General features: G+C 70.9%; 17 protein-coding genes. 10 read left to right on the top strand and 7 right to left on the bottom strand.

Annotated features, from left to right (window positions below):
* Positions 1–182 precede the first annotated feature (182 nt).
* Positions 183–638: a MarR family winged helix-turn-helix transcriptional regulator gene (locus ABZ348_RS07480; RefSeq protein WP_358930304.1), complete on the bottom strand. Its 456-nt coding sequence runs from the start codon at positions 636–638 to the stop codon at positions 183–185.
* 89 nt (positions 639–727) lie between these two features.
* Here ABZ348_RS07480 and ABZ348_RS07485 point away from each other — a divergent pair, with 89 nt between their 5' ends.
* The 7 genes from ABZ348_RS07485 (at position 728) to ABZ348_RS07515 (ending at position 9,445) form a co-directional block, all read left to right on the top strand.
* Positions 728–1,078 carry a DoxX family protein gene (locus tag ABZ348_RS07485; RefSeq protein ID WP_358930305.1) on the top strand — a complete coding sequence of 117 codons (351 nt, stop codon included), beginning with the start codon at positions 728–730 and terminating at the stop codon, positions 1,076–1,078.
* 363 nt (positions 1,079–1,441) lie between these two features.
* Positions 1,442–2,143 (top strand): Crp/Fnr family transcriptional regulator, encoded by a 702-nt coding sequence (locus tag ABZ348_RS07490; protein WP_358930307.1) that lies wholly within the window; start codon positions 1,442–1,444, stop codon positions 2,141–2,143.
* A complete protein-coding gene (locus ABZ348_RS07495) occupies positions 2,140–5,127 on the top strand; it encodes a CHAT domain-containing protein (RefSeq protein ID WP_358930309.1) in 2,988 nt (995 codons plus the stop codon). The genes ABZ348_RS07490 and ABZ348_RS07495 overlap by 4 nt, the downstream gene beginning before the upstream one ends.
* A 56-nt stretch (positions 5,128–5,183) precedes the next feature.
* Positions 5,184–6,461, top strand: a complete 1,278-nt coding sequence (locus tag ABZ348_RS07500) for a hypothetical protein (RefSeq protein ID WP_358930311.1) — start codon at positions 5,184–5,186, stop codon at positions 6,459–6,461.
* A gap of 143 nt (positions 6,462–6,604) precedes the next feature.
* Complete coding sequence (locus ABZ348_RS07505; RefSeq protein ID WP_358930313.1) at positions 6,605–7,753, top strand: hypothetical protein; 1,149 nt, start codon at positions 6,605–6,607, stop codon at positions 7,751–7,753.
* Entirely contained in the window at positions 7,753–8,652 is a 900-nt protein-coding gene (locus ABZ348_RS07510) for a hypothetical protein (RefSeq protein ID WP_358930315.1), read from the top strand. The genes ABZ348_RS07505 and ABZ348_RS07510 overlap by 1 nt, the downstream gene beginning before the upstream one ends.
* A 73-nt stretch (positions 8,653–8,725) precedes the next feature.
* Positions 8,726–9,445 carry a hypothetical protein gene (locus ABZ348_RS07515; protein ID WP_358930316.1) on the top strand — a complete coding sequence of 240 codons (720 nt, stop codon included), beginning with the start codon at positions 8,726–8,728 and terminating at the stop codon, positions 9,443–9,445.
* Between the two features lie 194 nt (positions 9,446–9,639).
* Here the strand turns inward: ABZ348_RS07515 and ABZ348_RS07520 are convergent, their stop codons facing one another.
* Positions 9,640–10,620, bottom strand: a complete 981-nt coding sequence (locus ABZ348_RS07520; protein WP_358930318.1) for a MerR family transcriptional regulator — start codon at positions 10,618–10,620, stop codon at positions 9,640–9,642.
* A gap of 178 nt (positions 10,621–10,798) precedes the next feature.
* Here ABZ348_RS07520 and ABZ348_RS07525 point away from each other — a divergent pair, with 178 nt between their 5' ends.
* The 3 genes from ABZ348_RS07525 (at position 10,799) to ABZ348_RS07535 (ending at position 12,340) form a co-directional block, all read left to right on the top strand.
* Positions 10,799–11,419: a sigma-70 family RNA polymerase sigma factor gene (locus tag ABZ348_RS07525; protein WP_358930320.1), complete on the top strand. Its 621-nt coding sequence runs from the start codon at positions 10,799–10,801 to the stop codon at positions 11,417–11,419.
* A gap of 102 nt (positions 11,420–11,521) precedes the next feature.
* Entirely contained in the window at positions 11,522–11,761 is a 240-nt protein-coding gene (locus ABZ348_RS07530; RefSeq protein ID WP_358930322.1) for a hypothetical protein, read from the top strand.
* Positions 11,762–11,914: 153 nt separating this feature from the next.
* Positions 11,915–12,340 carry a DUF6003 family protein gene (locus ABZ348_RS07535; RefSeq protein ID WP_358930324.1) on the top strand — a complete coding sequence of 142 codons (426 nt, stop codon included), beginning with the start codon at positions 11,915–11,917 and terminating at the stop codon, positions 12,338–12,340.
* 15 nt (positions 12,341–12,355) lie between these two features.
* On the opposite strand, the gene ABZ348_RS07540 is transcribed toward ABZ348_RS07535, so the two are convergent.
* The 5 genes from ABZ348_RS07540 to ABZ348_RS07560 all read right to left on the bottom strand — a co-directional run bounded on the left by ABZ348_RS07540 (position 12,356) and on the right by ABZ348_RS07560 (position 19,682).
* Positions 12,356–12,805, bottom strand: a complete 450-nt coding sequence (locus ABZ348_RS07540; protein WP_358881813.1) for a response regulator — start codon at positions 12,803–12,805, stop codon at positions 12,356–12,358.
* The gene (locus ABZ348_RS07545; protein WP_358930326.1) at positions 12,802–14,475 is read right to left on the bottom strand and encodes an ATP-binding protein; all 1,674 of its coding nucleotides are present in this window, start codon (positions 14,473–14,475) and stop codon (positions 12,802–12,804) included. The genes ABZ348_RS07540 and ABZ348_RS07545 overlap by 4 nt, the downstream gene beginning before the upstream one ends.
* Positions 14,472–15,797 (bottom strand): fused response regulator/phosphatase, encoded by a 1,326-nt coding sequence (locus ABZ348_RS07550; protein WP_358930328.1) that lies wholly within the window; start codon positions 15,795–15,797, stop codon positions 14,472–14,474. The genes ABZ348_RS07545 and ABZ348_RS07550 overlap by 4 nt, the downstream gene beginning before the upstream one ends.
* A 583-nt stretch (positions 15,798–16,380) precedes the next feature.
* Positions 16,381–18,843, bottom strand: a complete 2,463-nt coding sequence (locus ABZ348_RS07555; protein ID WP_358930330.1) for an FtsX-like permease family protein — start codon at positions 18,841–18,843, stop codon at positions 16,381–16,383.
* Positions 18,843–19,682, bottom strand: a complete 840-nt coding sequence (locus ABZ348_RS07560; RefSeq protein ID WP_358930332.1) for an ABC transporter ATP-binding protein — start codon at positions 19,680–19,682, stop codon at positions 18,843–18,845. The genes ABZ348_RS07555 and ABZ348_RS07560 overlap by 1 nt, the downstream gene beginning before the upstream one ends.
* Positions 19,683–19,890 lie beyond the last annotated feature (208 nt).

Here is a 19,890-nt window from a genome sequence, read left to right on the forward strand (position 1 = left end):
GGGTCGGTGGGGCTTCGTGCGGCGGGCTCGGAGAAGCCGTGCCGGGACCTCGGAGCCTTCCCATGATGATCAGGCCAGGGGGTCGGGGCGCCGCCCGGGGGCGGCCTCGCAGGTCAGGGCCTGAGCCCGGCCCTGAGAGCCCGCCCCTGGGAGCTCAGTCCCAGAAGCTCAGTCCCGGGAGCTCAGTCCTCGGTGCAGGCAAGGTGGTCGGGCGATGTGTTGATCCTGGTCAGGAGGGCACGCAAGGTGCTCCGTTCCTGCTCGGAGAGGTCAGTGAACAGCTCTCCCTCGACCTCTGCGAGAACCTCGTCGGACCTGCGTAGAGCGGCAATGCCCGAGGTCGTGATCTCCACGATGTGACGACGGCGGTCCGCCGGGTCACGGCGGCGGAGGGCCAGTTCCTCGCGCTCCAGGTCGTTCAGGACGGCCACCAGCACGCTGGGGTCGACCTCCAGCATGTCGATCAATGCCTGCTGGCTCACCGGGCCGGAGTCGAGGTGCTTCAAGGTCATCATGTGCCGCGGGGTGAGCCCGCTGGAGCTGAGGGCGCTCCGCAGCAGGACTTGGGCGATCGCACCATGCCTGGCCAGCAGAAACGCCAGTCCTTCAGCCATCTCTTCTGCCTTGCGCGCCACCATGTGAATACCCTAACAGGCCCCTATTACCGAACCTCATCAATCATTGTTATGGTTCAACGATATTTCTAGCTCAACCATAGGGGTCACCCATGTATATCGCCTACGTCGTCGTCGCCGTCCTGTTCGCCCTGATGCTCATCGGTTCCGGGCGGGGCAAGCTGGTCCGGGAGAAGCGGGTCACCGAGACCATCACCGGACTCGGTGTGCCGCTGAGCTGGTTCGTTCCCCTCGCGCTGCTGGAGATCGCCGCGGCGGTCGGCCTGCTCGTCGGCATCGCCTACCGCCCGCTCGGCATCGCTGCGGGCATCGGCGCCTTCCTCTACTTCGTCGGTGCGGTGATCACCCACTTCCGGGCCAAGGACGCCAAGGGCAGCGTGGCTCCCGGTGTGCTGATGCTCGTCTCCGTCGCTCCGGTCGTCCTGGGCTTCCTGTCGCTCTGACCCGGCCCCTCCGGCACACCACCACCGAGGCCCGCGAACCGAGGCCCGCGAACCGGGGCGCGCGGGCCCCGATCGTGAGCCCCTCGCTCGCGCCCCCGGCCTGCCGGGCGAACACCGCGCACACGATGCGCACGACCGCCCCCACCAGGCACCGGGGGCCGCGCCCGCCCGACCCGTAGATCACGACCCGCACCCTGTGGGGCGTGGTGCCGGGAAGGTCAATGTCCGTGAGCTCTCGTCATATCTTGTGCAGGCTCTCCCCCTTCTGGCTGAATGTGCTCGAACGTCAACGCCTCAGGGGGGCGGGCAGTGAGCGTTGGAGAAATACGCACGCATCGACGGACAGCGCACCGGGTTCAGGGTTTGGACTGGGCGCCGGGAAGCCTGCTGCACGAGTTGGCGCGCAGCGGGCCGGACGGTCTGGAAGCCCGCCTCGCACTGGAACGCTGCGGCACCGCACGGGTCTATGCCCGTGGAGAGACGATGCTCTTGGCCCATGCACGCGACACCTTCGTCCTGCTGATGCTCGACGGCTTCGCCAAGGTGACACTCACCGACGCCTCCGGCTTACCCGTCCTCATCGATGTGCGCGCCGCGGGTGACATCGTCGGGGAGACCGCGGCGTTCGACGGCGGGCCCCGGTCCGCGACCGTCACCGCCGCCCAGTCGCTGCACGCCCGTCGGATCTCGCAGGACGAATGGCTGCACTGGGCCACCGGGAACCCGGCCGCCGCACGGGCCGTCATGCGCAACCAGACCCACCGCGGGCGCACCGCGTCCCGCCGCCGCCAGGACTTCGTCAGCGGCCCGGTGATCGCCCGGATGGCACGGGCCGCTTTGAACCTGGCCGAGCAGTACGGGACGCGTGAGACCGAGGGGATACGGGTCAGACCGGGGCTGACCCAGGCGGAGTGGGGCGGCTTCATCGGGGCGAAGGAGCGTCGCGTCCATCACGCCCTGCACGAACTCGCCGATGCCGGTGTCATCTCCTTCGGGCGGTGCAGGCTCATCATCCGTTCCGTGCCCCGACTGCGGGAGTACGCCGCCATCGGCGGCGACGAGTGAGGGACCGCCCATCTGCCGCGGGAGGTTGGAGACCCGTCGACGGCAGTACCACCGTCGAACCCTGGGGGTTCCGGCTGCCCGAACTGGCCGCGGCGGACGTCATCAGCGGGCCGCAGGAGAGCGGGCAACGGATGCGCCGACGCCTTCGTACCCTGCGGCTCGCATTGACGGACGACGGTGACCTCTTCCTCCACTGGGGCCGGGGGCGGGGCCGAAGCCGCTGGTCGGGATCGTGGACCCAGGGCCCGGACGGATCGGCCAGGCTCACCGCTTCCGACGGCGCCGACGGATCGTTCGACGGCTGGTTGACTCCCACCGGCCCTGCGGCTGCTCGACTGGACGCGCTCAGCGTGCATTGCGGTGCCACCTGGCCGTACGCCGTACGCATCCGGGCCGCGCTGGAGCCCGCCACCAACCTCCCGGAGTCACCTGCGACGGAGGGCGAAGCTCCGTGGGGCCGTACCTTCACCGGCCGGCTCGTCCCGCTGGCTGCCGAAGGACCAGAAGGCGTGGCAGGTGCAGCGGGGCACAGTGAACCGTCCTCGGGCCACCCCGTCGAGGTCTCCTTCGGCCCGCCGCCCCGCGTCTGCCGTGCGACGACCACACCCGCCATGTCCCTCCACAGCAGCGACCCGACCCTGCCGTCGTCGGTGTTCTGGATCGCCCACTGCACGGACGGGGCCGCCTTCACCACGGGCGGTACGGACGACACCCGGCTGACCGTGCGGTACGGGCCCGAGCACACGAGCACCGACGCCCCCGTCTGGAACATCCCCCAGCACTCCGCGCTCCTGCCCGACTTCTCCCTCCCGGTCAGTGCCGGAACCGGTCTGGCCCGGCTCGTCCTCACCGCCGATCGCCTCTCGGGGGCCATCGAGTTGACCGCACTCGATCCGTTCACCGGTGGGAGCCTCGGGCTTCGGGCACATCTCGACGCGACCGCCGTGGACGAAACGGACCCGCCGGAGCCCACGGCCGAAGCACCGACCGGGCCGCCACTGCCCGCCCCCCGCGCTCTGCACGGCCGTTGGCGCGGCCGATGCGGGCCGCTCCCCCGCCTCGACCTCACCACCCACGCGGACGGGCCGAACCCCTCGCCCGATCCCGAAGGCTGGCGGTTGACCGCAGCCGATCGCGCGATACGGAACGACGGCCTTGCCGTGCTGCGGCTGTTCCGCCCGCTCGACCTGGCCATCGGGCTGATCGCACCCCCGAACGCTCCGCCGGCTGATATGGGCCCCGGATCTCCCCCGGCTGACGCCGAGTTCGCCGTCCTCGCCCGTACCGCCGCCCACCCGGTGCCTCCCGAGGCCCGGGCCGTCTGGCACGACCGCATCGAACTGCGCGATCTGGGCCAGCGGTTGACCCTGGCCCGCCGCTATGCGGAGGCCCGCCCCTTGTTGCGGCGCGCTCTCGCGCTCTATCGGCGGGCCATGATCGGCGCCCGGCCCACCCAGCAGGACCAGGAACGCATCAGCGCCCTCCAGATCGTGGAGCACCAGTCCGTCTGCGATGCGGCCGCCCGGGACGAAACAGCGTTGGTCAACCGGCTCACCGATGCCGCTCGGCTGCGCACCGCCCTCATCGCCCCCGACCCGGAGCGTCCCGGCGCCAGCCGCTTCGCGCGCCCCCTGGTGACGGGAACCCTGCACACCCTCCTCGCACAGACCCACCGGCTCGAACGGAGTCGGACCCTGCTCGACACCGACGAGGAACGCATTGCGCAGGGACAGACCACGGCGCCCTACCACGAGCGGCTGGTGGCGGCCCTGCTCGACCTCGGGGAACCCGGGACCGCGCTGCTGGCCGCCGAGGCGGGTCGGGCCCGCGCCTTCGCCGACCTCCTGGGCCGGACGGATGCTTCCCCGCCCCACGACCACGGTTCCGGATGGGTGTTCGGCGCCCCGCCCCCGCTGAACGAGGAGCGGCTGCGACGGCTGGTGGCCCGCCTCGGCACTCCGGTCGTCGCCTACCACCTCCACGGCGACCGACTGGCGCGTTGGACCGTCGGGGCCGACGGCACCCTGAGCACCGATGTCCGTCCGGTACCCGCCCATCGGCTCGCGGCGGCGGCCCGCACGGTCCGCCTCGCGGGTCTGCCCGGCCAGCACTCCTCCGCCCGACAGGTCCGGGAAGCACTGCACTGGCTCGGTGACCTGCTGTGGCCGGCCGCCCAGGACCAGCGGCTACCGGTCGACCCCGAACGACCGGTGGCGGTCGTTCCGCACGGCGTCCTGTACGAGGTGCCCTTCGCCGCGCTGCCGGACCGGGAGGGGCATCCGCTCGTACGGCGCCACGCCCTGACCCTCCTTCCCGCGCTCTCCCTCCTCGACGGACTGCTCGACCGCAGGGAAGCGCGCTCGACCCGCACACCACGGCTGTTGGCCTTCGTCGACCCCGAGCCCATGCCGGACGGCCTGGCCCCGCTGCCGTGGACCCGGGAGTCGTTCCCCTGGGTGGCCGAGTTGTACGGGGAGGGCGCGAGCACCGTGCACAGCGGCACCGCCGCGACCGCGGCCCGGCTGGGAGAGCTGGCCGACGACGCTTCGGTGCTCTGTCTCGCCACCCACACCCGGGTGTACGGCGACGGCCCGCAGAGCCCCCTGGATTCCTTCGTCGCCCTCGCCAGGACCGCTGACCACGACGGCCGGCTGCGCGCCCGCGACCTCGCCGAACTGCGTCTCGGGGCGGACCTGGTCGTCCTCACCACCTGTGAGAGCGGCTTCGGACGGATCACGGCCGACGGGGTCATCGGCCTCGGCAGGGCCCTCCTGGTGCGGGGCCCGACCGCCGTCCTCCTCTCGCTCGCGCCCATCCGCGAGGAGGACAGCCTCGATCTCGTACACCGCTTCCACCAGCACTGGTTGCACGAGAGCGTCGGCCGGGCAGCCGCGCTGCGCCGTGCGCAACTGGCCTGGGCCGAGATGTATCCCGATGCGCCCGCCCGCTGGGCGTCACCGGTCCTCCTCGGCCTCGGCGACTGAACGAACAGCCCGTCAACCATGGCACCACAGGACCGTACAGAAGGGGATCGAGACGCATGGACGACGAACTGCGGCCGGAGGACTTCGACGACGTGCTCGCCACGGTCGGGCTCTACACGGACTCCGTGCTGCTGGGCGACGACCGCACGCGGGACCGCGAAGCCTCGGTGACCTTCGTCCGTCCCCTCGTCTACCGCATCGCCGGCCCCCAGGACGACGGCGCACCGGTGGACGTGCTGCTCTGTTTCCCCTTCGACCTCGCGCCCCTGACCGGTGCGAGGACCTACACCAGCGTTCAACTGGGCGTGGAGTTGGACGACATGTCGGCGCGGGCCCTTGAACCAGCGCCCGCCTCGGGCACGGTGCTCCCCGACGGCACCCAGGCGTCGGTGTTCGGCCGCGGTGGCCACCGGCTGCGCTGGGTCTTCGAACGGCCGCGGGGCGGACTGCGTCCCGATGGGCACTGGGCGCAGGTCCTGGTGCGGCTTGAGCCCGACCGGACCGAGGTGTCGGGGCGGCTGACGGCCGAGGTGGTGATCCGCCGCACGCTGCTGGGCCGTCCGGTGGGAGCGTCCGCGGGAACCCGGGAGAGCGTCCGGTTCCAGCTCTCCGTCGCGGACGCCTGGCCCCTCGCCGCGCCCGGTCCCGCCCTCCCCTTCTCCCTGGCCGCGGAGCGCCACGACGTACCGGAGCCGGTCCCGGACGACACCGCGGAGGCCGGCGGCTTGGCGCAACTGCCCTGGTTGCGGCGGCTGATGTTCGCGGTCGACGTGGAGCGGTACAGCCATCGGCACGACACCCAGATGCCCCGCATCCAACGGGATCTATGGCGTGCCGTGCGCGGGGCCTGCACGGCATCCGGGATCGATTGGCACACCTGTGGACGGCAGGCGTCCGGCGACGGCTATCTGCTGGTGCTGCCGGTCGGCGTGGACGAGCCGCGTACCGTCGATCGGCTGCTGCGCGGGTTGACGTTCGCCCTCCACGCCGCGAACAGCGACCCGAACCGCCCCGACGACCTGCTGCCCACCCGGATGCGCGCCAGCCTCCACCAGGGCCTCACCCGCGAAGGGCACAGTGGGTTCCTCGGCACGGCCGTCGTGGAGCTCTTCCGGGTGCTGGATTCGGCACCGCTGCGGACGGCGCTGCGCGAGACCGACCGCGCCGACCTGGCCGTCGCCTGGTCGGACCCGCTGTACCGGGATCTGGTCCCGCACGCGTACCTCGGGCTGGACGAGCGGTCCTTCGAGTGCGTCCGCGTCGAGATCCCGGAGAAGGAATTCACCTCCCGGGCGTGGATACGGGTCCATCCGCGGCCCGGCCCTGCGGTCTGACGGCGCGAACCCGCACTGAGACCGGTTGCGCCGCTCGACGAACGGCTCTACTGGGCGTGGGGGGAGCTCCGGGGGAAGGCCAAGGGTCTTCCCCCGGCCGCACCTCCCTCGACGTCACCGGCGCGTTTCCTGTGAGGCAGCACATGCCAGCCATTCCGGTCACCGTTCTCGGCCCGCACCAGTCAGGCAAGACCGTCTACCTCGCCAGCCTCTTCCACCGGCTGGCCCTCCAACGCAGCGACACCGGATTCTTCATCCGACTCCCCCAGGACCAGAGCAAGAGGCTCAACGAGGTCTACGGGGAGATCATCAGCCCGGACAGTTGGCCCGACCCGACCATCCTCGCCGATGTGTCGGAGTGGAACTTCACCTGTGCCATCCGCACCGCGACCAATGAAGTGTTCAGCCCCTTCACGATCAACTACATGGACTTCGCCGGTGAGCACCTCACCAACTCCGCCCTCACCAGCGAGGCGGGGCAGCGGGTCTGGAAGCGCATCGACGACTCGGAGTTCTTGCTGATCCTCCTGGACGGGGCCAAGGTCAAGCGGTGCTTCGAAGGGGACTACACCCTGATCCAGGAGCTGCTGCCCGTCTTCAACCGGCTGGAGCACAGCAGTGCCGTGATGCACTTCGTGATCACCAAGTGGGATCTGGTGGAGGCCGCGGGACACTCGGTGAACCAGGTGCTGGAACAGTTGCTGCGGCACCCCCACTTCCAGACGATCTACGAGAACCGGATGGCGGCGAACGACACCAAGGGCGCCCTGCGGATCATCCCCGTCAGCGCGTTGGGTGCGGGTTTCGCCCTGCCCGACGGTGACAACATGGTCAAGCAGGGCGGGTTCCCCCGTCCCACTCATGTCGAAGTGCCCCTGATGGCGGTGTTGATCGACCTGTTCGAGCAGAACGTGCGACGGTTGGCCGCCGAGGACCGGGCGGGCCGCAAGGCGGTCGAGGTGGAGCAGCACACCCGCAAGCTGTCATGGGTGCGCGCCCTCCAGGGGGGACTGCCGCGGGTGAAGGTCCTGTTGGGTGCCGCATCCGTCAATCAGCCGACGATGCGCCTGCTCCAGCAGGAGTTCCTTGGCCCGTTCATGGACTTCGTGTCCCGCAAGGTCGACGACTACGGGCAGCAGGTCGAGCGGGATGTCTCGGCCCTGCGCAACCAGGTGTTGCACGCACGGTCCGAGCAGGACGCCCTCACCGGTCTCGTCGCGCTGTTCGAAGCGCGACTGGCGGAGTTCGAGGCGTCCCACCCCGGCTCGCACCCGGGTTCGGGAGGCGAGTGATGGGACAGGAGGAGCACATCGAGCACGGGGCTGCCTGGCCGTTCGCCATCACCCGCTCGGTGAAGACAGGGTTCCGGATCGTGGTCGCCCCCGATTTCCTGGTGGATGCCGAACAGCACCACCTGTTGTCGGACGCGGCAGGGGGGACCGTGTCGGAGGACGTGGTCTACCGGCGCGAGTTCCGCGATCGGGGTGCCGTGCGGCTGTGGCTGTTGTACCGCGTGGTGTACCTGCGGGGCGGCGACGTGGGCCTGGACGACGACTTCGACCGCCACACCCGACGTACGCCCCTGATCGAAGGGGTGGTCTATCGGTCCGGCCCGGGGCCGGAGGCCACGGACGCGTTCTTCACCCTGCTGCACGAGCTGTGCCTGCCGACCATACGGGCCTTCTACCTGGAGGACTCGTCCTCGTTCCCGCTGTACCGCTCGCTGCCGATCGCCGCGGCGGGTACAGGGCGCACCCTGCGGGTCGAGGCGCAGACCCCCTACTTGTCGGAGAGGAACGTGCAGGCGGCCCTTCGGGGCCGCCACCCACGGTCTGACGGCCCGTTCCTCCCCAGCCAGGAGGAGGCACGCGTCGGACCGGGCGCCACTGACGGAGTGGGTGGTGGTGATCGCCCAACTGGCGATCTCGCTGACCCGGTACACGGGCCGCAGGGCGGTACGGCTGTGGCAGGTGACACGGGGAGTGCAGGGCGGGACGAGACCGGAGGCGGGGCGGCGGAGCGGGTCGACCAGCAGCACTCACCACGGGGAGAACCCAACTCGGGGGACGGGGACGAGGGGTACGAGCGATGGCAACGCGAACGGCGTCGGCTGATCGGGGCCCTGGCCGTCGTGAGCACCGCACTGGTCCTCGCACTGTTTCTGCTGGGTCTGCTGGGTCTGCGCTGGTGACCCCGCGGGTGCCGAATCGTTCCGTGGTGGGCCCCGTCGTCGCCGTGTCAGCGACGGGTCCTAGTCTGCGTCCGTGACGTCCTACTTCCAGCGGTATGCGAGCGGTGAACACGAAGCGGTCTGGCGGGAGTTGCGCGCCCTCGGACCGGTACCCGCCGATCTTCTCGACGACGTGGCCGCGGTGTGCGCGGTCACCATGGAGCGGGTCGCAGGCCATGTGGCCCGCTTGGCCGCGACACTGCCCGAGCTCGGGTTCGTCGGTGTGGACAGGGCACTGCACCGGCCGCCGACGGACGCCGACCGTCGCACGGTCGCCGAGCTCGACGAGGAGATCGGCGGGCTGCCGGCGGCGCTCGCCGCGTGCCTCCAGGTGGTGGGTGGGGTGTCCTTCCTCGGCGACTGGGCGGCGATCAACCTCCACTACCAGCACGGCCCCGGGCACACCACGATGCCGCCCGGTCCCGAGTACCCGGACCCGTTGTGGCTGTGCGACGCCGCATTGTTGCGGTGTGAGTGGGAGGAGTTCCAGGAGGAGCCGGACGAGGACGGCTTCTTCTTCGTCGTAGCACCGGACGAACTCCACAAGGCCAATGTCAGCGGCGGTTCGCACGATGTGGCGCTGCCGGACCGGTGCGCGGACCCGGTCCTCCACGGTGTGGCGGGGCGCCCGGGGACCACTCTGGTCGAGTACCTCAGGGAGTCGATCGCCTGGGGCGGCTTCCCGGGCTGGTCGTTCCACCGGGGACCCGCGCCCGACGCCCTGGCTCCGCTGCGGGCCCGACCGGACTTCTGACCGGACTACTGACCGGATTACCGAACCGACTTCTGAGCGGACTTCTGAGCGGACTTTCTGCGGAGCCGGACTTTCCGCAGGACCTGGCCCCCGCGGAGCCGGACTTTCCGTGGGTCCGGACTTTCCGTAGCTCCGGACTTTTGGATGTCCGGCGCGACCCGACTCCTGAGCGCGCCGACTCCCCTCGGGGTCGGCTAGCGCGAACGCACCGACTCCAGGGCGTCGATCGCCTCCTCCAACGTCAACGGACGCACTGCCCCCGCCACCGGAGCCCCCGCCCACCCGGGCCCCGCGACCAGCACCAACGGCTGTCGGCGAGCGCCGCGCACGCCCCAGCTGATGCCCGCGACATGCTGGGCAAGAGGTCGGCTCGCCGTCGTACGGGACTGGGCCCACAGCACCACCGCCACCGGGCCCATCCTGCGGACCGCTCCGTCCAGTGCCTCGACGGGCAGCGCCGCACCGAACATCCGCACCGGGAAACCCCGTTCCGCGAGGGCCGCCGCCAGGGCCTCCAGCGGAAGCGTGTGTCCCTCCCCCGGTACGCAGGCGAGCAGTACGGGCGGCCCCGCCGACTGCACGGGCGGAGCGGCGTGGGCGCGGCGCAGCGCGCTGGAGACATGCCAGGAGAGCAGGTGCTCCACCTCGACGTACCGTTCGCCCGAGCTCTCCCACTTGCGGCCCACGGCGAGCAGTGTGGGCACGACGACCTCGTTCCAGGCGGTGACGAGCCCGTGGTCGGCGATGGCTGCGGCGAGGAGGGTGTCCACGGCTTCGGCGTCGAGCCGGAGTGCGGCCCGTGCGAGGCCGCGGCACTCCTGGCGCACATCGCCGAGTTGCAGTCCCGTACGGGCTCCGCGCCGCGGGCTCCGTCGTTGTGCGGGCGGTCCGGTCACGGTCGTCGGGTGCATCGCCCCTTCGGCTGCCGGTGTGGTGCGGGCCAGCCGCGCGGCCTCGGCCGGGGGCAGTCCCGTACTGGTCAGATCGCACATCCGGGCCAGTACGGCGATGTCGCCGGCGGTCCAGCGGCGGTGCTTGCCGCCCACGTGTGCGGCGGGCCCTATCCCGTACCGCCGGTCCCAGGAGCGCAGGGTGGTGGGGGCGACTCCGAAACGCCGTGCCACCGCGCCCGTGGTGAGGCCGCCTTGCTCCGTCCGCTCCAGGTCCGTTCCCATCGGTGGATCATACGACGCACAAACGATGCATGTTGAAGGTGTCGTTTGCCGGACCCAACACTGGGACACCCGCCCCGGGACGCCCCCCGCCGTCCCGGGTCGGACCCGCAGTGAACGGAGTGGGGCGACTGCGCCGGTTGCAGACGTACCGGCTCCGACCGGCAGAGGGAGCGACGGCATGAGCACCACATCACTGGCCCGATCGACCGGCCGGACCGCGGCGGTCGGACCGCTGCGCCCACCGGTCGAGGAGAGCCGCGAGTGCGAACGGCTCGCCAGCGGTCTCCTGGCCGGCGACGAGCGGTGCTTCGCCGCGATCTACCGCCGCTGGGGACCGCTGGTGCACACGCTGGCGACCCGTACGCTCGGGGACGCCCGCGAGGCGGAGGACGTGACACAACAGGTGTTCCTCGCGGCCTGGCGCGGTCGCAGCGGCTTTCGGCCCGAACGCGGCACGCTCGGTGCCTGGTTGGTGGGGATCGCCCGCCGCAAGACCGTGGACGCGCTGGCCGCCCGCAGTCGCCGCGGTGAACTCGTCACCGCCGCCGCCCGGTCCCCCGCGCGGCGCACTTCGCACGACGGCACCTCACCGGACGGCGCGCTGGACCGGGTGCTGATCGCCGACGAGTTGAGCCGGCTCCCCGGCCCGCAGCGCGAAGTGCTGTGCCTCGCCTTCTACGAGGACCTCACCCAGGCGCAGATCGCCGAGCGGACCGGCATTCCGCTGGGCACGGTCAAGAGCCATGCCCGACGGGGGCTGCACCGGCTGCGCCGACGTATCGGCGAGCCCGGCGACTGACCGTGCTCGCAGCCCCGCCCCGGCTGCGGGTCGTGCGGTACGGACCGGTCGCCCTCGCGGCGCCCACGGCGTTGACCGTCCCGGTGCGGAAGGGAGCAGGACGTGTCCGAGCACCTCGATACCCGGACGTTGGGCGAACTCGTACTGGATCGCGCCCCGTGGCCCGAGGCGGATCCACGCCTCGCCCACGTCGAGGGGTGCGCCGTATGCGGGAAGGAGTTGGCCGCCCTGCGTCGGGTGGCCAGGGCGGTGCGCACGGCGACGGCGGCGGACCTGCCGATCGCCCCGCCCGAGCGGGTCTGGCACGCCATCGTCCACCGGTTGGCCGACCCGCGCGCATGAGATCCCGGGCGAATCCGCCGGTGGCAGGCGTACCGGCCGCATTCGGGGGAAGCGTCCGCCTTGAGCGCCCCGGTCGGTCCGGGGCGCTCAAGGCGGACGACCCGCACACCCCGGGGAGCCCCCCAAGGAAGAGGATGGAAGGCGGTTGGTGCCGTGGCCGATGAGGCTCAGCTGTTTCTGCTCCCGGAGCGCCGTGCTCGGCTGGGTGCCGCGCTCGGTGCCGTGGGCGCGCTGGAGTGCCTGGACACGCCTGCCGTACGGGCCTGGCTGGATGCGCACGAGATGTCCGCGTCGTCGGAGCGGGTGCGGATCGTCCCGGCCGGTTCCGAGGTGTTGATCCCCGAGGACGCCGACCGGCTGCCCGTACCGCTGGGTGACGAGGAGGTCGAGCGGGTGCAGCGGGAGTGCGCACCGCAGTCGATCACCGATGTGGAGGACGAGTTGCTGGCGTTCCGGGACACCGCGCAGGACTGGGAGGCCCTGGTGCTCAGGGCGTTGACGGCCGGGGTCCCCGCGGCGCGGATCGTCGCGTTGACCGGTCTGGACGCGCAGGAGGTCGCCCGGGTGGAGGCCGCCTGACGGTCCGCGGTCGGTTCAGCGGTAGCGCGGCAGCTTGACGACGGTGACGAAGAAGTCGTCGATCTGTCGGATCGCCTGCATGAACTGGTCGAGGTCGACCGGCTTGGTGACATAGGCGTTGGCGTGGAGTCGGTAGCTGCGGAGGATGTCCTCCTCGGCTGCCGACGTGGTGAGCACCACGACGGGGATATGGCTCAGGTCGGGGTCCGACTTGATCTTCTCCAGCACCTGGCGGCCGTCGTACTTCGGCAGGTTGAGGTCGAGCAGGATCAGATCGGGCCTCGGCGCGTCGGTGTGTCCGTTGCGGCGGTAGAGGAAGTCCAGCGCTTCCAGACCGTCGCGCACGACGTGCAGGGTATTGCCGATCTTGTTGTCCTCGAACGCCTCGCGCGTCATGAGCTCGTCGCCGGCGTCGTCCTCGACGAGGAGGACCTCTACGGGCTGGGAGAGGGCTGGGGTACTCATGGGGCTTTTCCTTCAGGGGCAGGGGTGGTGACGGGGGACGGCAGCGCTGAGGCGTCCGCCGCTGACTCCGCGGGCTCGGCGGGCGATGCTGCCACCGGGAGCGTGAAGACGATGCGGGTGCCCTCGGTGTGGTCGGTGTCGACCCAGATCCGGCCACCGCTGTGCTCGATGATCTTCTTGCACAGGGAGAGTCCGATGCCGGTGCCGCTGTAGCTGTCGCGGCTGTGGAGCCGCTGGAAGATGACGAACACCTTGTCGGCGAACTCGGCCGGGATGCCGATGCCATTGTCGGTGACCGCGAACCGCCAGAAACCTTCTTGGTCGTCGGGTTCGGCGGTGACGGTGATGTGCGGCGTGCGGTCGGGGCTGCGGAACTTGACGGCGTTGCCGATCAGGTTCTGCCACAACATCGCGAACAGGGTGGGATCGCCCTGTACGGACGGGAGTTCGTCGCGCTTGTCGACGCTCGCCCCGGAGTCCGCGATCGTGACGGACAGATCGCGTACGGCCCGGTCGAAGGCGGAGTCGAGCGGGACGGTCTCGACGCTGTCGTGCAGTCGCCCCACGCGCGAGAAGGTCAGCAGGTCGTTGATGAGGATCTGCATCCGCTTGGCACCGTCGACGGCGAAGCCGATGTACTGCTTCCCCCGGTCGTCGAGTTCTTCTCCGTACCGCTTCTCCAGCAGCTGGCAGAAGGAGGCGACCTTGCGCAGCGGCTCCTGGAGGTCATGGGAGGCGACGTACGCGAACTGCTCCAGTTCGGCGTTCGACCGCTCCAGTTCGACGCGCTGCTCCTCCAGGTCGGCGGCCTGCTGGGTGAGGGTGGCTTCGTTGCGCTGGGAGGCGTCGAGGTCGGCGACGACACGGACGCGCATCGCCTCCACGGCCTCGGCCAGCGCCTGGAGGTCGGCGGGGCCCTGGAGCGGGATGTGGTGCTGGAACTCGCCGTCGGCGACCCGCTGGGAGGCGCTGCGCACGGCGCTCAGGGGACGGCCCACCGCGAAGTGGATCAGTACGGCGAGGCCCACGGCCGCCGCCAGGAAGGTGGCGAGGATCAGGGCCAGGGAGAAGTCCTGGTGTTCCCGGGCCTCGGTGAGTTCGTCGCGCCATTTCGCGCGCTCGTCGACCAGCCGGGTGTGCTGGGCGTCGAGGCTGCTGCGCACCCGGTCGAAGGCCGTCTTGCCGGCGGCGGGTGCTTCGACCGGTCCGAGTTTGCGGGCGGCGATGGCGGGCTCGGCGAACTCGGTGCGCCAGGTCTCGGCGGCTTCTTCGACCGCGGCCAGGTCGGCCGCCGGTCCCTTCTCCGCTCCCATGAGTTCATCGAGCCGGTTGCGGCTGCGCTCCTCGGTGGTCACGCCCCGGTAGTACGGCTCCAGCAGATCGGGGTCGGCGGTGAGCAGATAGCCGCGTACGCCGGTCTCCTGATCGAGGAGTGCGGCCTTGAGCTGGAACGCTTCGGCCCGGGCTGGGGCGATGTCGTCGACGAGATGGACGTTGGCCGTCTCGGTCCGGTCGAGCGCGCGGGTTCCCACCGCGGCGGCGACCGCGGCCACCACGCCCATGAGGACCAGGGCGAGGAGGAACCACGCCTGCACGGTCAACCCTCGAAACCCCCTGCGGGCCTTGCGGGCACTGTCGGGGGCTATCGGACGGGTGGTGCCGGAGGTCACGAGTGGTCGTTCCATTCGAGGTGGAGGAGGGCGATGTCGTCGGACGGGCCGCCCGCTTCGGCGGCCAGGGACTGTGCGGTGTTGAGGAGGACGTCGACGAACTCGTCGGCGGGCAGTTGCGGGTGGTGCCGGGCGATGGCGAGGAGTCCTTCCTCACCGAGGCGCTCGGGGCCGCTGCCCGTCTTCCCTTCGATGAGCCCGTCGGTGAAGACGACGACGGCGCCGCCGGACGGGACCGTGAGCCGGGTGGTGGGCCACTCCGCGAGCTTCGGGAGCAGCCCGAGGACGGGACCGGGCTGCACTTCCTCCAGTCGCACCTCGTCGGGGGTGCGGACGAGGAAGCCCGGGTGTCCGGCGCGCATCACGTCCATCACCCGCTCCTCGGTGCGGAAGGTGAGGCTGGTGAGGGAGGCGAAGATCTCCGGTCCCGAGCGTTCGGCGACGAGGACCTGCTCCAGGAGTTCGAGGAGGTGCTGTCCCCGGGTGCCCGCGAGGACGAAGGACCGCCAGGCCACCCGTAGACAGACGCCGAGTGCGGCTTCGTAGGGGCCGTGCCCCGATACGTCACCGACGACCGCGTGGGTGATGCCGTCCTCGGTCTGGACGACGTCGTAGAAGTCTCCGCCGAGCAGGGCCTGGGCCCGGCCTGGCTGGTAGCGGGAGCAGATCCGGACGCTGTCGTCGAGGAGGAGCGGGGTGGGCAGCAGTCCGCGTTCGAGTCGGTTGTTCTCCTCGGCGCGCAGCCGCTCGGCCTGGAGGGCGGCGGCTGACTGCTCGGTGTGCTTGCGCTGGATGGCGTAGCGGATGGCGCGGGCGAAGAGGTCGGGTTCCAGTCTCCCTTTGACCAGGTAGTCCTGGGCACCGGAGGCGACGGCGGCGAAGCCCGCTTCTTCTTCGGCGAGACCGGTGAGCACGACGACCGCGGAGCTGTCGGCGACCGCGATGACCTTCTCCAGCGCTTCGAGTCCCTGGGCGTCGGGGAGGTGGAGGTCGAGCAGCACGCACTGGGGGCGCTCGCGGCGCAGCAGGGGCAGCGCGTCGGAGAGGGACCGGGCCCACTGGAGGTGGAGCGGGACACCGCTGTCGGCGACGAGTTCTTCGACGAGCAGGGCGTCGCCGGCGTCGTCCTCGATCAGCAGGACCGTGGGGCGGCCTTCGTTCCAGAGCACCCGGGAGGGGTCTTTGGCGGCCTGGGGTTCCGAGAGGCGGGCCGCCTGGGGTTCCGAGAGGCGCGTCTGACCGCTTCGGGACTGCTGCGGGGGTACGGCAATGGTGTGTCTGCTCTTGCTCGACACAGAGGTGTCACGGTGACCAGTCCCCATGACAGGGAGTCTCCTCTCGCGGCGGGCGCTCCAGCTCACGGGGTCGCGGGTGCGTCCACACTGAGGCCATCAAACCATTGACCTGAAACAATATTTCACGCCTGAATCCTGTACCGGAAGCCGCGTCGGTCATCCAGTACCCGTCAGGCCCGTGTCGATTCCACCGGGGAGCCCCGGATTTACCGGGCAGTAGAACGACGTCGGTGGGCCCAACATACGGGGTGCGGACGAGGAGCACAGCGGGGGTGGGCCTTCGAGAAATTGCGCGATCGATCATGCGAACGACCCCCTGAACGCCTGCTTCACCTTCTGGACCAGGGAACTCGATCCGCCCCATGAGTCCCATCGGCTGGGCGTTCACCGCCATGCGTGACATGCGTCTCGCCCGGTGCGGGGAGGGAGGCGCCCGCCGCTTCGCGAGACAGGGGACAGCGGGAATTCACAGGGAATTTATCGACCTCCGCCCCTTCACATCGGGACCGGCGGCCCTCCAGCGCCGGGTCCGAGGACTCCGCGCGCAGCCGACGAAGTGCCCCGGGAGCCGTGGAGGCTCCCGGGGCACCGAGGGTGCTGATGAACTGGTTCAGATGGTGCGGTCGCGCAGGGCGGCCCTGGCCGGGAGGACCGTGGCGGCCAGCCCCAGCAGGACGCTCGCCGCGACGAACGATCCGTACACCAGCGGCGGCACATGGGGCGCCTGTCCGGTGAGGCCGTTCGTCATCGGCACCAGCGTGGCCAGCGCGATCGCCGAGCCCAGGACCACTCCGGCCCCGGTGACCAGCAGCGCTTCCCAACGGATCATGCCGAGCACCTGTCGGCGGGTGGAGCCGATCAGTCGGAGCATCCCCAATTCGCGCCGACGGTCCAGCACGGTCATGACCAGGGTGTTCGCCGCCGCGATGGCCGCGAAGCCGCCGAGGATGGCCGCCATGACGCGATTGCCCCAGGCGTTGAGTTCCCGGTCGACGCTCGCCGCGGACGCATAGCCCTCACGGTCCTGCACGGTGCCGAGGGCGGCGAGCTGTTCGGCCGCCTCCGGGGCGCCGCGCACCAGCAGGTCCTGTGCGTAGGGAGAGGTGACCCGGCCCTTGAGGTCGGCGGCGGCCAGGGTGATCTCGGCGAAGCCGAGGCCCCTTCCGTACAGCGCCACGATCTCGGGCTGGGCGGGGGTCCCGTCGGGCAGGCGGATCTGCATCCGGTCGCCGACCTTCGCTCCCGTACGGTCGGCCACGACCCGGTCGACGGCGATCTTCCCGGGGGCGAGTGCCCCGATCGACCCCTTGCGCACATCGAGGTCCTGCACCTTCACCAGCGCCGCCGGATCACCGTGGACGCCCTGGACGGAAGCAGACTGCCAGGAGGTGTCACCGGCTGTTTCGGAGGACACCAGGACCGAGGTGCGCACCAGAGCGACGGCCGCGGAGACCCCGGGGATGCGCTCGGCCCGCTCGGTGGCGTCCAGCGGCAGCCCACCGGGTGCGCTCACCAGGTGGTCGGCCTTCATTCCGGCGCGCTGCTGCTCCTCGGTCGCCCGGTCGGTACTGGTCTGGAGGAAGATCAGTACAGAGGAGAAGGCCATGGCCAGCACGATCGGGGTCATGGCGGAGGCGAGTCGACGGGCGTTGGTACGGGAGTTGGCTGCGGCCAGGGATGCCGAGGCGCCGGCGGCGCGCAGCGGCAGGCCGAAGAGTCCCGCGCAGGCCCGGGCGATCAGCGGCCCGAGCAGGGCCACGGCGAGCATGAAGCACATCACCACGCCGAGGGCGGTGTTGGCCGCGTCCTCCCCGGAGGTGCTCGCCGCCACCCCGGTGAGCGCGATGCCGCCGACCAGGGCGGCGATGCCCAGCGGGGTGCGGATCTTGCCGAAGCGGACCCGTTCGACGGCTGCGTCGGCCAGTGCCTCACCGGGCTTGATCTTCGCCGGTCGTCGGGCGGCGGCCCAGCCCGCGATCAGGGCGGTGATCAGACAGGCGGCGACGGCGATCGACAGGGGAAGGGGGGAGACGGCCAGCTCCACGGCTTCGGGAACGGCGCCCTTCTCCTTCAACTGTCCGAACCACCAGTGCGCCAGGGCCACTCCGGGCACACAGCCCAGCGCTCCGGCGAGCGGGGCGACGAGGAGTCCTTCGGTGGCGATGGTGCGGCGGATCTGGCGCGGGGTGGCGCCGATCGCCCGCAGCAGGGCGAACTCTCGACGCCGCAGCCCCACGGAGAGCGCGACCGTACCGGCGGCGGTGAAGACGGCGACCATGGTGGCGATGCCGCCGAAGGAGGCGCCGAGGGCGATGAGTGCTTCCTTCGCCGTGCCGAGGAGGGGGTCCTCCAAGGTGCCGCGGGTGTCGGCGGTACGGACCTTCGCCTTGCCGTCGACGGCCTGGCGGACCTGTCCTGACAACTCCCCAGCGGAGACCCCGGGCTTGGGGAGTACGGCGATGGCGTCCAGCTTGCCGGGGTGTCCGGACAGCCGTACGGCCTCGGCGGTGTCGAACCACACGCCCGCGCCCTGGACGAGCCCGGAGACTCGGAACTCCCGGGCGCCCACGGGGGTTTCCAGCCGGATCCGGTCGCCGATCTTCGCGCTTCCCTCGCCGAGGACGACATCGCCGGTGCGCGGCGCCGCGCCTCCGGTCAGTTCGGTCCCGGTGAAGGCGGTCGACCCCCAGCCCTGGGCGTTCAGGGCGGCCTCTCCCCGGTTCGGGGCCTGTACGGGGAAGGTCACGTCGGGGACGGCCGCTGCCACACCGGGGGCCGCGGCCACGGTCCGTACGAGGGATGCGTTCACCCGGGCCCGGTCCGGAACCTGTACGTATTCGGTGGATCTGTCCTCGCCCGCACCGACGGTGTACCGGATCTGCTGATCGGCTGCGACCACCACGGGTGCGGCCTCGTAGCGGGTGGGCGGCACGCTGGCGCGAACTCCGGTCTCCAGCATGATCCCGCAGGCGGAGACGATCGCGGCGGTCATCAGCAGGGCGACGAGGGTTCCGATGAACGCAGACGGTTTGAAGCGGATCGCGGCCCGCGCCAGGCCGTTGGGCCCGGACATCAGGCCACCATCCCGGCGTAGGCGTGGGCGGGGGCGGTCAGGGCGCGCATCCGGTCGGCGATCGTGCCGGGGTCGGCACCGGCGAGGCTGTCGACGATCGAACCGTCGGCGAGGAACAGCACCCGGTCCGCGTAGGCGGCGGCGATCGGGTCATGGGTGACCATGACGACGGTGGCACCGAGGCCGTCCACGGCGGAGCGCAGCAGTTGGAGCACTTCGGATGCGGTGGTGGTGTCCAGTGCCCCGGTGGGCTCGTCCGCGAAGATCACATCGGGCTGGGTGACGAGCGCCCGGGCGAGGGCCACCCGCTGCTGCTGCCCGCCGGAGAGTTCGGAGGGCCTACGGGCCCCCTTGTCCCCCAGGCCGACCTGTGCCAGCACCTCGGCGGCGCGGCGCCGGTCGGGCCGTTCACCGGCGAGCCGCACGGGCAGCAGGACGTTCTGTTCGACCGTGAGCGACGGCAGCAGATTGAACGCCTGGAAGACGAAGCCGAGCCGGGTGCGGCGCAACAGGGTGAGCTTGTTCTCGCTCATGCCGGTGATCTCGGTGCCGCCGAGGCGTACCGATCCCTCGGTGGGCCGGTCAAGTCCGGCCGCGCACTGGAGGAAGGTGGACTTGCCCGAGCCGGACGGGCCCATGACGGCGGTGAAGGAACCGTGCGGAAGGACGAGATCGATGCCGCGGAGTGCGTGGACGGCAGCGCGCCGGGTGCCGTACTGACGCCGTACGCCACGGAGTTCGACCGCCGCGGCGCCGCCCTGACCGTAGCCCTGGCCGTGGTCGTAGGCCGCTCCCGCTGCCGCCGACTCGTTCCGCCGCTTGCTGCGCCGCAGCCCCATGATCGTCTCCGTCTTCACTATCCGTGCAGGTCAACGGGTTAGACGCTACGGATCAACGGGCCCCTACAACCATGGCGTTGACCGGCCGATCGGGGGTGGGGATTGCCCCACCACCTCCCGGCGGCAAGCACCCGACTGCGCCCCGCAATAGTTGCAAGGTCAATCATTTGGTAAACTAATTACTGACGGTTTCTTGACGCCCTCTTGA

The sequence above is a fragment of the Streptomyces sp. NPDC005963 genome, from assembly GCF_040638655.1.
Classification (GTDB): domain Bacteria; phylum Actinomycetota; class Actinomycetes; order Streptomycetales; family Streptomycetaceae; genus Streptomyces.